We start from the raw sequence: 14696 nt of genomic DNA on the forward strand, positions 1-14696 counted from the left end.
GCTGGGCGGGAAACTCGCAGAAAGTTCGGCTCGCCGGGTCCGGGTGAAAACGCACACCAAACTTTCAGCCATAATGGAGGGGTGACAACGACCACTATGAATACCAAGTCAGCCGTGCCCTCGGTGAAGCGACCGAACCTCGTCGCCGTGGGCACGATCGTGTGGCTCGGCAGCGAGGTCATGTTCTTCGCCGGCCTCTTCGCGATCTACTTCACGCTCCGCGCGATGAACCCGGAACTGTGGGCCGAGCAGACCGAGAAGCAGAACTTCACCTTCGCGCTGGTCAACACCCTGATCCTGGTCGCCTCATCCTTCACCGCGCAGGCGGGCGTGTTCGCAGCCGAGCGCGCGCAGCCGCGCGCGACGGGCGCGAGCCCCCTGAAGTGGGGCACGGTCGAGTGGTTCTACCTCACCTTCTTCATGGGCGCGGTCTTCGTCGCCGGCCAGACCTGGGAGTATGCGACCTTCGTCTCGGAGGGCATCACCCTCAGCTCCGACCCCTACGGCTCGGCCTTCTACTTGACCACAGGCTTCCACGGCATCCACGTGTCGCTCGGCCTCGTCGCCTTCCTGCTCGTCATCGGCCGCATCTACGCGGTCAAGAACTTCACGCACAAGGAGGAGACCTCGGCGGTCGTCGTGTCGTACTACTGGCACTTCGTCGACATCGTGTGGATCATCCTCTTCATCGTCATCTACGTCCTCAAGTAGGGGTCAGGAGTAATCGAGAACATGGCTCGCGCCAAGAAGAACGTTCGCAAGTCCGGCCGCCGGCACCCGCTCGCCACTGCGGCTCTCGTCGCAATCGGCCTGCTCGTGACCGGTGCCGCGTACACGGGATTCAGCCAGACATCCGCGACCGCCGAGATCGACCTGAAATCATCGTCCACCATCGAGGCGGGCCAGAAGCTGTTCGCCGCCAACTGCGCCACCTGCCACGGCGCAGGTGCGCAGGGTACCGCCGCCGGCCCCTCGCTCATCGGCGCCGGTGCGGCATCGGTCAACTTCCAGGTCGGCACCGGTCGCATGCCGCTGGCCTTCCAGGGGCCGCAGGGCATGGTGAAGCCGAAGCAGTTCACCGAGGAGCAGACTCTGCAAATGGCGGCCTACGTCGCCTCCCTCGCCCCGGGACCGGGACTGCCCGATAGCAAGTACCTGCAGGCCAATGGCGGCGATGCCGCGGTCGCGAACGGCGGCTCGCTCTTCCGCATCAACTGCGCGATGTGCCACAACGTCGCCGCTGCCGGTGGCGCGCTCACCGAAGGCAAGTTCGCTCCCAAGCTCACCGGTGTCGCCCCCACCCACATCTACGAGGCGATGGTCACCGGCCCCCAGAACATGCCCGTCTTCAGCGACGCCAACATCACGCCGCAGGAGAAGGCAGACATCATCTCGTACCTCAAGTACATCGAGCAGAAGCCGGCCGTCGGCGGCCTCACCCTCGGATCGATCGGGCCCGTGGCCGAGGGCCTGTTCATCTGGGTGATCGGCCTGGGAGCCATCGTCGGCCTCACCGTCTGGGTCACCGCTAAGTCGAACTAGCGCGGCAGCACCCAACGAGTTCATCAGTCAGGAGTCAAGGAGCAACATGGCAGAGGAAGCGAAGAACAACGGCGGCGATGGCGCCGTTGTCGCAGCCCAGGACCACGGCTCGGACGGGACCTCGGTAGGCACCGCGGTCATCGCGCCCGATCCCGTGCAGAATCCGGGCCTTCCCCCGCACCGCAAGCGCGTGACGGATCTCAATCCGAAAAAAGCCAAGCAGGCCGAGCGCACGGTCTACACGCTCTTCTACATCTCGATCGCCGGCAGCCTCGGTGCCGTTCTCGCCTACATGTACTTCCCGATCGAAACGGGAGATCTCATGGCGATCCGGCTGCACACGATGTTCGTCGGCCTCGGCATGGCGCTCGCCCTGCTCGCCATCGGCATCGGCGCCGTGCACTGGGGCAAGGCCCTCATGGCCGATCACGAGTCGATCGATGTGCGCCACCCGGTGCCGAGCGATGAGCCGACCCGCGAGGCCTCGGCCGAGGTGTTCGAGCTCGCCGATCGGGAGTCCGGCTTCTCCAGGCGCTCCCTGGTGCGCAACAGCCTCATCGGGGCGCTGATCGCGTTCCCCCTGCCCGGCATCACCCTCCTGCGCGGCCTCGCCCCGCAGGACCGGGACCCGGTGCAACTGCTCAAGCACACCATGTGGAGAGAGGGCCTGCGTCTGGCGCGCGATCCTTCCGGCGTGCCCATCAAGGCCAGCGAGGTCACGATCGGTTCGGCCTTTCACGTGATTCCCGAGAACCTCAATCTCGAAGAGTTTGAGAAGCTCACCCTCGACGAGCGGGGTGGCAGCGACAATCTGCTCGACGCCAAGGCCAAGGCGATCGTGCTGCTCATGCGCCTCGACGCGTCGGATCTCAAGCAGCTCCCGGAGCGCGAGAGCTGGTCGTACGACGGCATCGTGGCCTACTCGAAGGTCTGCACGCACGTCGGTTGCCCCGTGGCCCTCTACGAGCAGCAGACTCACCACCTGCTCTGCCCCTGCCATCAGTCGCAGTTCGACGTCTCCGAGCACGCGAAGGTCATCTTCGGCCCGGCGAAGCGCCCGCTGCCGCAGTTGCCCATCACCGTCGACGACGAGGGCTACCTCGTCGCGCAGAGCGATTTCCTCGAACCTGTCGGCCCGAGCTACTGGGAGCGCCTCAAGTGAGCAGCACCGCAACTGAAACCCCCGCGCAGAGCGGTTCCGCGTCGAACGGGTCGACTCAGAGCGGTTCCAGCCGGTTCACCGCGGCAGCCGCGAACTACATCGACGAGCGCACCAAGATCGGCGTCGCCGTCAAGGAGTTCGGCCGTAAGGTCTTTCCCGATCACTGGTCGTTCCTGCTCGGAGAGGTGGCGCTCTACAGCTTCGTCGTCATCCTGCTGTCGGGTACCTTCCTCACGCTCTTCTTCCAGGCTTCCATGGCCGAGGTCGAGTACACGGGGCCGTACGTGCCGATGAAGGGACTCGAGATGTCGGTCGCCATGGCGTCGACTCTCGACATCTCCTTCTCGGTGCGCGGCGGCCTGCTCATGCGCCAGATACACCACTGGGCGGCGCTGCTGTTCGTGGCCTCCATCGGCCTGCACATGCTGCGGATCTTCTTCACGGGCGCGTTCCGCAAGCCGCGCGAACTCAACTGGGTGATCGGCTTCGTACTTTTCGTCCTGGCCATGGCCGAGGGCTTCACCGGGTATTCGCTCCCCGATGACGTGCTCTCGGGCAACGGTCTCCGCATCATCGACGGCATCATCAAGGCCATCCCGGTCATCGGCACCTACCTCTCGTTCTTCTTCTTCGGGGGCGAGTTCCCGGGCACCGACATCGTCGGCCGTCTGTACATGCTGCACATCATGGTGCTCCCCGCGCTCGTGATCCTCTTCGTGGCGCTGCACCTCGCGTTCGTGGTCATCCACAAGCACACGCAGTATCCCGGCCCGGGCAAGACCCAGCAGAACGTGGTGGGTTACCCGGTGCTGCCCGTGTACGCGGCGAAGGCCGGCGGCTTCTTCTTCATCGTGTTCGGAGTGATCGCGCTGATCGCCTCACTCGTGACCATCAACCCGATCTGGAACTACGGCCCGTACGATCCCTCCCCCGTGTCGGCGGGTACCCAGCCCGACTGGTATATCGGGTTCGCCGACGGTATGCTCCGCCTGATACCGCCCGGGCTCGAGACCGAATGGTTCGGCTTCACCTGGTCTTGGAACATGCTGCTGCCGCTCGGCATCATCGGCCTCTTCCTCGTGCTCGTCGCGCTCTACCCGTTCATCGAGGCGTGGGTCACGGGTGACAAGCGCGAGCATCACATCCTCGACCGCCCGCGCAACGCGCCCACCCGCACCGGGATCGGCGCGGCCGGCGTCACCTTCTACGCGGTGATGTGGGCCGGTGCGAGTTCAGACCTCATCGCGACGCACTTCCAGCTCTCCATGGAGGGCGTGATCCGCGCCCTCCAGGCGGCCCTCATCTTCGGCCCCATCATCGCGTATCAGATCGCCAAGCGCATTTGCCTGGCCCTGCAGAAGAAGGATCGCACCATCGCGCTGCACGGCTACGAGTCCGGCCGGATCGTGCGTCTCCCCGGCGGCGAGTACGTCGAGGTGCACAAGCCGGTCGAGCAGTACGAGCAGTGGCAGCTGGTCAGCTACCACGACTACGCTCCGCTCATGCTGCGTCCCGACGACGAAGGTCGCATCTCCTTCTCGAAGCGCATCCGGGCCGGCTTCAGCCGCTGGTTCTTCGAGGATCGCATCGTCCCGCCCACGAAGGGCGAGATCGAGAAGGGTCACGACGAGGGTCACTAAAGAGGCCTCTCGGGCCCCGCAGGTTCACTCCTGCGGGGCCCTTTCGCTTGCCGGGGCGGGGATCCCCGCCATACCGCCCCCCGCCAGCGTCGGGGAATCGTAGATGAGCCGGGATTCAGCGTCGAATGAGCGCCCTCGCGCCCTCGACGAGCAGCGCGTCGAAGCGGGCCTCCCCCAGCGACTCCCGCACTGCGAGAAGGCCCGGTTTCAGCGCGTCGCTCATGCCGGGGTCGCCGTTCGCGGCGACGCACTGGTAGAGGAAGCACACGAGCGGCGTAGACGGATCCTCCTCGGGATCCTCGGCGAGCACCTCGCTGAGGCGTGCAAAACACGCGAGAAAGAGTGCCTGCTTCGTCTTAAAGCTGGCGTACACGTGCGGCTGAGGAACTCCCGCTCGAGCGGCGATCCCCGTGGTCGACGCGCCGTGATAGCCGAAGAGGCCGAACTCGACGAGTCCGGCCTCCAGCAGACGCCTCCGGTTCTCGCCGGGACGCCTTCGAGTGCGACGTTCGGTCACACGACTACCCCAGTTCGAGGATCTTGCGGTAGTGCTCTCCCACGGGCTCAAAACCGCGGTGGTTGTAGAACGAGCCGATGCGCGCCGTCGAGGCGGAAAGCTGCCTCACTCCCCGTCCCATGCAGTAGTGCTCGTTGGCCTGCATGAGTCGGTCTCCGACCCCGTGTCCTCGCGAGGGCTCGTCGACGACGATCTCCTGCAGGTGCGCCGTCAAGCCGGGGGCGTGCAGCAGCCGGGAAACCGTCATCAGCGAGTAACCGCCGATCCGGTCATCGAGCTCGGCGACGAAGAGCACGTTCGTCTCCTGATCGCGGTGACGCAGCACATTGTCGAAGGCGACGAGAAACTCATCGCGCCCGATCGGCTCTCTTCCCGTTGTGAACTGACGGGCGAGAGCGAAGACGGCTGATCCATCCTCGCCCCGGCCACGGCGGATGATAATGCTCAAGGGATCGATTCCTCTGTCCGGCTACCGGGCGAAGTTGCCCCGGTAGTACTCGTAGACCCAGCCCACCACGCCGATCACCAGGATCGGCAGCGTGAGGAACGAGAGCCAGAAGTTGAAGCCGATGCACAGGCCCAGCACCACGATAGAGGCGCCGAAGGCCAGAAGGATCGGCCACCAGCTCCAGGGACTGAAGTCTCCGAGCTCGGGATCGCCGTCATCGATGTCGGAGTCCTCGCGGTCCTCGACGAGCACGCCGCCCTGCTTCTTCTGCGTGAGCGCCAGGTAGAAGGCGATGAACCCCGAGAGTGCTCCGGACAGGATGATGGCGATGGAGCCGGCCCACTCGATGTAGCCGTTCTCCGCAATGTTCCAGAAGGTGTAGATCCCGCCGACGAGTACGAAGTAGGCCGTCAGAATCTCGAAGATGACGATGTTGGACTTCATGGGTCAGCTCTCCTCGGGCGTCACTTCTGTTCAGCGAACTCGCGTTCGCGTACGGGCTGCTCCACACCGCTGACCTCGGGGTGGTTGAGATCGAACGCCGGCGACTCGGAACGGATGCGCGGGATCGAGGTGAAGTTGTGCCGGGGCGGCGGGCAGGAGGTCGCCCACTCGAGCGAGCGGCCGTATCCCCACGGGTCGTTGACCGTCACCTTCGGCGCGCGACGTGCGGTCACGTACACGTTCAAGAGGAACGGGATCATGGAAGCGCCCAGGATCATGGCTCCGACGGTGGAGAGCTGGTTGCCCCAGGTCACGCCGTCCGAGGGCAGGTACGTGTAGTAGCGCCGCGGCATCGCCATGACGCCCAGCCAGTGCTGCACGAGGAAGGTCATGTGGAAGCCGATGAAGAGCGTCCAGAAGTGGATCTTGCCGAGACGCTCGTCGAGCATCTTGCCGGTCCACTTCGGCCACCAGAAGTAGAAGCCCGCGAACATCGCGAAGACCACGGTTCCGAAGACCACGTAGTGGAAGTGGGCCACGACGAAGTAGGTGTCGGAGAGGGCGAAGTCGAGCGCCGGCGACGCGAGGATAACGCCGGTCAGGCCGCCGAATACGAAGGTCACGATGAATCCGAGCGCCCAGAGCATGGGGGTCTCGAAGGTGATCGAGCCGCGCCACATCGTGCCCAGCCAGTTGAAGATCTTCACGCCGGTGGGCACCGCGATGAGCATCGTCATCAGCGAGAAGAAGGGCAGCAGCACGGAGCCCGTGACGTACATGTGGTGCGCCCACACGGTCATCGACAGCGCCGCGATCGAGATCGTGGCGTAGATGAGGGTCTTGTAGCCGAAGATCGGCTTGCGGCTGAACACCGGGAAGATCTCGGACACGATCCCGAAGAACGGGAGCGCGATGATGTAGACCTCGGGGTGGCCGAAGAACCAGAACAGGTGCTGCCAGAGGATCGCCCCGCCCTCGCCGCTGTAGATCTGCCCGCCGAAGATCCGATCCGTGGCGAGCCCGAACATCGCGGCGGCCAGCACAGGGAAGACGAGGAGTATGAGGATGGAGGTGATCAGGGTGTTCCAGGTGAACACCGACATGCGCCACATGGTCATGCCGGGAGCGCGCATGGTGATGATGGTCGTGATGAAGTTCACGCCGCCCATGATCGTGCCGAAGCCGCTCACGCCGAGGCCGAGCACCCAGAGGTTACCGCCGACTCCGGGCGAGTAGGTCATATCCGACAGCGGCGCGTAGGCGAACCAGCCGAAGGAGGCCGCGCCCTGCGGGGTCAGGAAGCCGCCGACCGCGATGAGCGAGCCGAAGGTGTAGAGCCAGAACGCGAAGGCGTTGAGCCGCGGGAAGGCGACATCGGGCGCACCGATCTGCAGCGGCATGAGCACGTTCGCGAAGCCCGCGAAGAGCGGCGTGGCGAACATCAGCAGCATGATGGTGCCGTGCATGGTGAACAGCTGGTTGTACTGCTCCTTGGTCGCGACGACCTCGAGCCCCGGGGCGAACAGCTGCGCGCGGATGACCAGCGCCATGAGGCCGCCGATCAGGAACCACACGAAGGAGCTGATCAGGTACATGTACCCGATCACCTTGTGGTCCGTGGATGTGATCCACGAGACGATGACATTGCCCTTCTTCATGTTCTTATTCCCTCGTTACTCGTTCTGCGCCTTGGAATTCTCGTTGTCACCGGCGAGCCGATCCTGGTTCGGGTTGAACTCGTTGGTGACCTGACCCGTGTTGCCGGACTTCCGCAGCGACGCGATGTACGCGTCGTACTCCTGCTGCTCGACGACCTTCACCTGGAAGAGCATCATCGAGTGGTACTCGCCGCAGAGCTCGGCGCACTTGCCCATGAAGGTGCCCGTCTTCTCGGGCGTGAAGCTCATGTAGTTGGTCTGCCCCGGAATCATGTCCTTCTTGTAGAGGTACTCGACCACCCAGAAGGAGTGGATGACGTCGCGGGTCTCGAGTCGCACCTCGGTCGTCTTGCCGACCGGGAGGTAGAGCACCGGCAGCGTGTCCTTCGTGGGCTCTCCCTTGTCGTCGGTCTGCACCTGGACGCCCTGGAAGTAGACGTCCTCGTTCACGTAGTTGAAGTCCCACGCCCAGCGCTTGCCGATGACCTCGACCACGTTCTCCGGCGACTCGTAGCGCTGCTCGATCTTGCTCTGCTCCTGCGCGGTGAACGCGAAGAAGCCCAGCACGAGGATGACCGGGACGACCGTGAAGAAGGTCTCGATCGGCATGTTGTAGCGCAGCTGCACGGGAAGACCGGTCTGCCCCTTGCGACGGCGGTACGCGATCGTCGCCCAGATGATGAGGCCCCAGGTGATCACGCCGACTGCGAGCAGCACGATCCAGGAGGTCACCCACATGGCGGTGACGCCCTCAGTGTTGTTGGTCGCCCCTTCGGACCCCTTGGGAAGGAAGCCGCGCTGCTGCTCGGGGGTGCAGCCTGCGAGCAGCAGCGCCGCCGAGAGCGCCACAGGGGCTGCGACCCATTTCATTCGACGATTGGAACGCACCGCATACCTTTCGAAACGTTTTCCGCCGGCATCGAAGGCAGGCGAAGCTGATGACTCCCTGACAGCTTAGCGCGAACCCGAGGCTTCCCCGAACCAACCACGGGTGTCGCGCATACTCGGTTCGCCGAGTCGCGGATCAGCTGAAGCTGTCGCCGCAGGCGCAGCTGCCCTGCGCGTTGGGGTTGTCGATGGTGAACCCCTGCTTCTGGATCGTGTCCTCGAAGTCGATCGTGGCGCCGCCCAGGTAGGGCACGCTCATCGCGTCGACCACCACCTCGACCCCGCCGAAGTCGACGACCGCATCGTTCTCGAGCTCGCGCTCGTCGAAGAACAGCTGGTAGATGAGGCCCGAGCAGCCTCCGGGCTGCACGGCGATGCGGAGGCGCAGATCGTCGCGCCCCTCCTGCAGCAGCAGGCTGCGCACCTTCTCGCGGGCGGCCTCGCTCAGCAGCACGCCGTGGGCCCCTTCGGGAGCCGCGACGTGCCCCTCCGCGGCGATCGTGTCTGTGCTCATGCCTACTCCTCACGTGTCGATCCGATGCTGCCAGTCTACCGCCGCAACCGAGGACGCGGGGAGACGGAGGAGGGTCGCGGGGCGGTATCCTGGTGGGAATCGTCGGCGCGGAGCCGGCGCCGCGAACATCGAGCGCATCACGCGCGGAGCGAGAGGACAGGCGTGGCGAAGAAGGGCGTTGAGAACGCAGCCGACGCGAACGAGCAGGGGGCGAACGACCGCGGAGCGGTCGGCAAGGGCCGTCCCACGCCGTCGCGCAAGCAGGCCGAGGCCGCGAACGCCCGCCCCATCGTGGGGTCGAGGGACAAGGCGGCGATCAAGGAGCAGCGTCGGCAGCAGGCGACGGCCCGCGAGCGCGCCAGGGTCGGCATGATGCAGGGCGACGAGCGCTTCCTCGGTCCGCGCGACAGGGGGCCGCAGCGGCGATACGTGCGCGACTACGTCGACGCGCGCTGGAGCGTCGGCGAGCTGCTCATCCCCATGATGCTGGTCGTGCTCGTCATGACCTTCATCCCGGGGGTCGTGCAGGTCATCAGCCTCATCGTGATCTGGGCCTTCGTCGCCCTGGCGATCCTCGACGCCGCCCTCCTGGGCTTCCGGCTCAGGCGGCTGCTGGGCGCCAAGTTCGGAGAGGATCGGGTCCAGCCGGGCTTCCGCTGGTACGCTGCCATGCGCGCCTTCCAGTTCCGCCCCCTGCGAGTGCCGAAGCCGCAGGTGAAGCGCGGGCAGCGCCCGGCGTGAGCCGGGGCCTCCCCGGGATCAGCGCGCCGCGTTGCCGCGCCAGGCGGCGCGGCGCAGCCCGCGATTGATGTCTCGGGCCCACAGCGGGCCCTCGTAGATGAACGCCGTGAAGCCCTGCACCAGCGTGGCTCCGGCGCGCAGCCGCTCGAGCACGTCTGCCGCGGTCGTCACCCCGCCCACGGAGACCACGCAGAACCCGGGGTCGGGTGCGGAGGCGCGGATGCGGCGCAGCACCTCCAGCGAGCGCTCGCGCAGCGGTGCGCCCGACAGCCCGCCGGCCCCCATGCGCTCGATCGCGGCCTCCGACTCGCGCAGCCCCTCGCGCGAGACCGTCGTGTTGGTCGCGATGATCCCGTCGAGCCCGAGCCGTACGGCCAGGGCCACGATGCCGTCGATCTGCTCGTCCTCCATGTCTGGGGCGATCTTCACTAGCAGCGGCGTGCCGCCCGCGGCGTCTCGCACGGACGCGAGGAGCGGCTCCAGCATCTCGAGCTCCTGGAGCCCGCGCAGGCCGGGCGTGTTGGGCGAGCTCACGTTCACCGCGAGGTAGTCGGAGATCGGCGCGAGTCGTCGCGCGCTCCAGACGTAGTCCTGCGCCGCGTCCTCGACCTCGGTGACCCGGCTCTTGCCGATGTTGACGCCGATCACGGGCCGGCGGCGCGAGAGGCGCGCCCGCTCCACCCGGGCCACGGCCGCGGCCGATCCCCCGTTGTTGAAGCCCATGCGGTTGATGAGACCCAGGTCGGACACGAGGCGGAACATGCGCGGCTTCGGGTTGCCGGGCTGCGCGTGGCGCGTGAGCGTGCCCACCTCGACGTGGCCGAAGCCGAGAGCACCCAGACCGAGCATCCCCTCGGCGTTCTTGTCGAAGCCCGCCGCGAGCCCGAAGGGGCTGGGAAACTCGACGCCGAGCGCGCGCACTCGCAGCGAGGGGTCCGGCGCGCAGAGCCGTCGCACGGCGCCGCCGAGCAGCGGCGCGGCCCGGATCACCAGGAACGCGAGGTGGTGCGCCCGCTCGGGATCCATCCGCCGCAGCACGGTCTTGAACAGCAGCGGGTACAGACGCATGTGCGTTACTCCTCGGGCGAAGCGGAGGCGGGAGAGGCGGGGTGCGCGCGCAGCTCGGCGATCGCCGCGTCGAAGTCGGCGAGCGATTCGAACGCCTGGTAGACGCTCGCGAAGCGCAGATAGGCGACCTCGTCGAGCTCCCGCAGGTGGGGCAGGATCGCCAGGCCGATCTCGTTCGCGTCGAACTGGGCGATGCCGCTCGAACGCACCGACTCCTCGACCTGCTGCGCGAGCACGGCCAGGTCCGCCTCGGTCACGGGGCGCCCCTGGCAGGCCTTGCGCACCCCGCTCATCACCTTCTCGCGGCTGAACGGCTCGACGACGCCGGACCGCTTGATCACCGTGAGGCTCGCGGTCTCTGTCGTGGTGAAGCGACGGCCGCACTCGGGGCACTGCCGGCGCCGGCGGATGGAGAGGCCGTCATCGGCGGTGCGCGAATCGATCACGCGCGAGTCGGGGTGCCTGCAGAACGGGCAGTGCATCAGCGCCCCCCGCCCTCGAACCGCGCGGTCACCGCTTCACCGTGGGCCGGCAGGCCCTCGGCGCCGGCGAGGGCGAGCACAGGCGCCTCGACCTGCGCGAGAGCCGAGCGATCGTAGCTGACGATCTGCTGCGGTCGCAGGAAGGTGTGGGCGCCGAGTCCAGCGGAGAACCGTGCGGTGCCGCCGGTGGGCAGCACGTGGTTGGAGCCCGCGAGGTAGTCGCCGAGGCTCACCGGAGTGTACCCGCCGACGAAGATCGCACCGGCGTCGGTGATCCGGCCGAGCACGGCGTCGTCGTCGCGGGTCTGGATCTCGAGATGCTCAGGGGCGTAGGCGTTGCTGAGGCGCGCCGCGGTCTCGAGGTCGTCGACGAGGATCACGGCCGACTGCGGGCCGCCGAGCGCCGCGGCGACGCGGCCGGCGTGCCGGGTGCGTCGCGCGCGGGAGGCGACCTCGGCGAGCACCCGGTCCGCGAGGTCGGCGGAGTCGGTGACGAGCACGGATGCCGCGGCCTCGTCGTGCTCGGCCTGGCTAATGAGGTCCGCGGCGATGAAGCGGGGCTCGGCCGACGCGTCGGCGATGACGAGGATCTCGGTGGTGCCCGCCTCGGAGTCGATGCCCACGCGCCCGCTCACGACGCGCTTGGCCGCGGCGACGAAGACGTTGCCCGGCCCCGTCACCACGTCGACCGGCTCGAGACCGATCTGCGGAACGCCGTGGGCGAAGGCCGCGACGGCCCCGGCTCCCCCGATCGCGTAGACCTCGTCGACCCCGCAGAGGGCCGCCGCCCAGAGCACAGCGGGGTGCGGCAGCCCTCCGCTATCGACCTGAGCGGGTGACGCGAGCGCCAGGCCGGCCACGCCCGCCGTCTGCGCCGAGACGGCGTTCATGATGACGGAGGAGGGGTACGCGGCCTTGCCGCCCGGCGCATAGAGGCCCACTCGGGAGACGGGCTGCCAGCGCTGGCGGATCTCAGCGCCGTCGGCCATCCGCGTCACCTGCTCCGCAGGCACCTGCGCGGCCGAGGCCCGACGCAGACGGGTGATGACCTCGCGCAGCGCGGCCTCCACGGCGGGCGGGCAATCCGCCAGGGAGGCGGCGACCGCCTCGGCCGGTACGCGCAGCGCGTGCCCCTCGACGCCGTCGAAGTCGCGGGCCTGATCCCGAAGCGCGGCCTCGCCCCGCTCGGCGACGTCTGCCACCAGCGGGCGCACGCGCTCGACGGCCTCCTCCGCGCCCACCGCGGCCCGCGGAACGAGTTTCAGCAGATCGGCGCGGGAGAGCTCTCGTCCCCGCAGATCAATGGTTCGCATCACCGAACCAGTCTACCGGCCGGTGCGATCATGCCGAGCCAGGCCAGTTCGCGCGCGCCCGAGACGAGCGCCTCGCTCGCTGCGGCGACGTCGACCTCCAGCAGCGTCGCGAGCGCGTCGGCGATCTGCCCGAGCGCGAGTTCGCCGTCGCAGGCGCCGACCGCCGCAGCCAGCAGCGGGTCGGCGACCACCCGCCTGGCGATCGGGCGGTCGATGACGAGTGAGATGGAGCGGGGCGCCTCCTCCCCCGGCGCGTGCTCGCGCTCCTCCACGACCGCGTCCGAGACCAGCCAGCGGATGGAGAGGATCTCGTCGCCGCTCATCCGCTCGGCCGCGATGCCCGCGTCGAACGCCGCCGCGAGACGGGATCCGGCCGCTTCGGCTCCGTACCCGCCCGTCGCCTGCTCGGCGTGGACGACCGTCTCGCGAGTCCCCGCGCCACCGGGTCGGCGCACCCGGATCGCCCCGAGCCCGATCGACACGATCCTCCGCGCGGCGAAGTCCTCAAGCCACGCGTCGATGAGGCGCTCGAACTCCGGCGATCCGGGCCGCGCTCCCCCGTCTCGGGCCCAGGTCTCGGCGTACTGCGCGGGATCCACGCGGTCCCGCTCGATCGCCCAGGCGTCGAGCGGGCCGGCCGCGATCGCCGCCTCCTCGATCCAGCCGCGCACCCGCTGCAGCCCGTTGCCGCCCCACGGCGCCTCCCAGTTGGCGAGGCACAGCAGCACGCCGCCCTCGGCGAGCAGCTCGGGGCCCTCGCGCACGACCCGCTCGGCGAGGGCGTCGCCGGTCATGCCGCCGTCCCGGTACTCGTAGACGGGCACGCCGGCGGCGCGGGGGGTGATGACGAACGGCGGGTTGGAGAGTATCAGGTCGAAGCTCTCGCCCGCGACCGGTTCGAAGAGGTCGCCGCGCCGGAACTCGATGCGGGAGCCCACGCCGTTCAGTCGTGCGTTGGCCCGGGCGAACACGAGCGCGCGCTCGGAGACGTCGGTGGCGATCACACGCCCGCGCAGCGCGAGGTGCATGGCGACGATGCCGCAGCCGGTACCGAGGTCGAGGCAGACGGCCGCGTCGCGCGGCGGGGCCTGGGCGATGAGGGATCGCGTCGCGCCGCCGACCCCCATGACGTGGTCGGGCCGCGCGGGCCCGCCGCGCAGCTGGTCGTCGAGGTCGGAGAGAATCCACCAGTGCGGAGGCTGCTCGACTCGCGAGTCGGCGACCGCGACCGGGTTCAGCGACATCGCGGCCCGGTGGGCGCCGGATCCGCTCCGCTCCAGCAGCCCCAGCTCGAGAGCCCCGGCGGCGCCGAGCGCCGGCAGAGCGGCGTCGACCTCGGCTCCGCCGGCCGTCTCGCCGAGCAGGAAGAGTCGCGCGAGCGTCGCGAGCGAACTCGCGCCCCGCTCGCGGAGCGCCCTCCGCGCCGGGGCGAACACGCCGCGCTGCCGGGCGGCCTCAGCCGGCGCGCCGAGCAGCGAGGCCACAGCCTCCACCCGGTAGCCGACCGCGTCGAGATCTGCCCGCAGCCGGTCGATGAGTTCAGGGTGCACCACACCAGACTAGGCGCTTCGCCCCCGGGCCGTCGCGGTGCGGCGTCAGTAGGCGACGGTGAAACGCGACCCGCGGTGCTTCGGCTCCTCGATCTCGTCGACCACCGCCGCCCCGAAGTCGGCGCCGGAGATCTCCGACCCGCCGTCCGCATCGGTCAGCAGCACGTCGCCGCCGACGCGGTACTCCCCGCGGTACTCGCCCGCGGCCCACGCGCCGAAGGTCGCGGGAGGGCTCACGAAGAACCAGTCGAGTTCGGCGGGCGCGGCGCGCAGGTCGTCGAGTACGCCGCCCATCTCCGAGGCCTCGGGCTTGACCTCCTCGGCGAAATCGGGGCCGTCCATCACGAGCTCGCCGCCCTCGCGCTGCAGCAGCGAGCCTGCGCCCCCGATGACGCCCAGGCGCACCCCGGCCGCGGCGGCCTCCGCCGCCAGGGCGGCGACGGCGGGGCGCACTCGGCCGACCATGTCGCCGCGGGGCGAAACCGCGACGACCACGACGTCGGCTCCGTCGAGGGCGGCCGCGCGATCCGCCGCCTCGGTGATCGATCCCTTCAGATAGCGCACGCCGCCGATCTGCTCCGCGACCTCGCCGCGGGCCATGCTCGTCACCTCGAGGCTGCGCACCGCGGCCGTCTCCACGATGTGCGAGCCCGCGTAGCCGCTGCCGCCGATCACCGTCACCCTGGTCATGTCGGTCCCTCCTTCGCCGAGCCCGCCGAGCGCGGGCCC

16 protein-coding genes are annotated in these 14696 nt (G+C 68.4%); 5 read left to right on the forward strand and 11 right to left on the reverse strand.

The features are described from left to right. Nucleotides 1-96 precede the first annotated feature (96 nt). The 4 genes from D1J51_RS14965 to D1J51_RS14980 are packed head-to-tail and all read left to right on the forward strand — an operon-like array spanning nt 97 to nt 4344. Entirely contained in the window at nt 97-711 is a 615-nt protein-coding gene (locus D1J51_RS14965) for an aa3-type cytochrome oxidase subunit III (RefSeq protein WP_119076550.1), read from the forward strand. Nucleotides 712-732: 21 nt separating this feature from the next. Then, a complete protein-coding gene (locus tag D1J51_RS14970) occupies nt 733-1542 on the forward strand; it encodes a cytochrome bc1 complex diheme cytochrome c subunit (protein ID WP_119076552.1) in 810 nt (269 codons plus the stop codon). Between the two features lie 46 nt (nt 1543-1588). After that, nucleotides 1589-2704, forward strand: a complete 1116-nt coding sequence (locus D1J51_RS14975) for a cytochrome bc1 complex Rieske iron-sulfur subunit (RefSeq protein WP_119076554.1) — start codon at nt 1589-1591, stop codon at nt 2702-2704. Continuing rightward, nucleotides 2701-4344 carry a cytochrome bc1 complex cytochrome b subunit gene (locus D1J51_RS14980; RefSeq protein WP_119076556.1) on the forward strand — a complete coding sequence of 548 codons (1644 nt, stop codon included), beginning with the start codon at nt 2701-2703 and terminating at the stop codon, nt 4342-4344. Before D1J51_RS14975 ends, D1J51_RS14980 begins: the two co-directional genes overlap by 4 nt. Nucleotides 4345-4459: 115 nt before the next feature. Here the strand turns inward: D1J51_RS14980 and D1J51_RS14985 are convergent, their stop codons facing one another. From D1J51_RS14985 to D1J51_RS15010, 6 genes are all read right to left on the reverse strand, one after another. Next, a complete protein-coding gene (locus tag D1J51_RS14985) occupies nt 4460-4861 on the reverse strand; it encodes a helix-turn-helix domain-containing protein (RefSeq protein ID WP_162903880.1) in 402 nt (133 codons plus the stop codon). A 4-nt stretch (nt 4862-4865) separates the two neighbouring features. Then, complete coding sequence (locus D1J51_RS14990; protein WP_119076560.1) at nt 4866-5309, reverse strand: GNAT family N-acetyltransferase; 444 nt, start codon at nt 5307-5309, stop codon at nt 4866-4868. 21 nt (nt 5310-5330) lie between these two features. After that, nucleotides 5331-5753 (reverse strand): cytochrome c oxidase subunit 4, encoded by a 423-nt coding sequence (locus tag D1J51_RS14995; RefSeq protein WP_119076562.1) that lies wholly within the window; start codon nt 5751-5753, stop codon nt 5331-5333. Nucleotides 5754-5773: 20 nt separating this feature from the next. Further along, on the reverse strand, nt 5774-7411 hold the full coding sequence (gene ctaD / locus D1J51_RS15000) for an aa3-type cytochrome oxidase subunit I (RefSeq protein ID WP_119076564.1): 1638 nt from the start codon (nt 7409-7411) through the stop codon (nt 5774-5776). Nucleotides 7412-7426: 15 nt separating this feature from the next. Beyond that, nucleotides 7427-8281, reverse strand: coding sequence for an aa3-type cytochrome oxidase subunit II (gene coxB / locus D1J51_RS15005; RefSeq protein ID WP_205547946.1), 855 nt, complete (start codon nt 8279-8281; stop codon nt 7427-7429). A gap of 154 nt (nt 8282-8435) precedes the next feature. Then, nucleotides 8436-8813 carry a HesB/IscA family protein gene (locus D1J51_RS15010; protein WP_119076568.1) on the reverse strand — a complete coding sequence of 126 codons (378 nt, stop codon included), beginning with the start codon at nt 8811-8813 and terminating at the stop codon, nt 8436-8438. A gap of 162 nt (nt 8814-8975) precedes the next feature. On the opposite strand from D1J51_RS15010, the gene D1J51_RS15015 reads away from it, so the two are divergent. Beyond that, nucleotides 8976-9554 carry a DUF3043 domain-containing protein gene (locus D1J51_RS15015; RefSeq protein ID WP_119076570.1) on the forward strand — a complete coding sequence of 193 codons (579 nt, stop codon included), beginning with the start codon at nt 8976-8978 and terminating at the stop codon, nt 9552-9554. An 18-nt stretch (nt 9555-9572) separates the two neighbouring features. On the opposite strand, the gene D1J51_RS15020 is transcribed toward D1J51_RS15015, so the two are convergent. Genes D1J51_RS15020 through D1J51_RS15040 form a run of 5 tightly spaced genes read right to left on the reverse strand, consistent with a single transcriptional unit; the run spans nt 9573 to nt 14657 of the window. Continuing rightward, on the reverse strand, nt 9573-10622 hold the full coding sequence (locus D1J51_RS15020; RefSeq protein WP_205547947.1) for a quinone-dependent dihydroorotate dehydrogenase: 1050 nt from the start codon (nt 10620-10622) through the stop codon (nt 9573-9575). Between the two features lie 5 nt (nt 10623-10627). Beyond that, nucleotides 10628-11104, reverse strand: coding sequence for a transcriptional regulator NrdR (nrdR, locus tag D1J51_RS15025; protein WP_119076572.1), 477 nt, complete (start codon nt 11102-11104; stop codon nt 10628-10630). Next, nucleotides 11104-12417 (reverse strand): histidinol dehydrogenase, encoded by a 1314-nt coding sequence (gene hisD, locus D1J51_RS15030; protein WP_119076574.1) that lies wholly within the window; start codon nt 12415-12417, stop codon nt 11104-11106. The genes nrdR and hisD overlap by 1 nt, the downstream gene beginning before the upstream one ends. Further along, the gene (locus D1J51_RS15035) at nt 12417-13967 is read right to left on the reverse strand and encodes a DUF7059 domain-containing protein (RefSeq protein ID WP_119076619.1); all 1551 of its coding nucleotides are present in this window, start codon (nt 13965-13967) and stop codon (nt 12417-12419) included. Before D1J51_RS15035 ends, hisD begins: the two co-directional genes overlap by 1 nt. A gap of 45 nt (nt 13968-14012) precedes the next feature. After that, nucleotides 14013-14657 carry an NAD(P)-dependent oxidoreductase gene (locus tag D1J51_RS15040; protein WP_119076576.1) on the reverse strand — a complete coding sequence of 215 codons (645 nt, stop codon included), beginning with the start codon at nt 14655-14657 and terminating at the stop codon, nt 14013-14015. Between the last annotated feature and the right edge of the window lie 39 nt (nt 14658-14696).

Source organism: Leucobacter sp. wl10 (assembly GCF_003569785.1).
Lineage (GTDB): Bacteria > Actinomycetota > Actinomycetes > Actinomycetales > Microbacteriaceae > Leucobacter.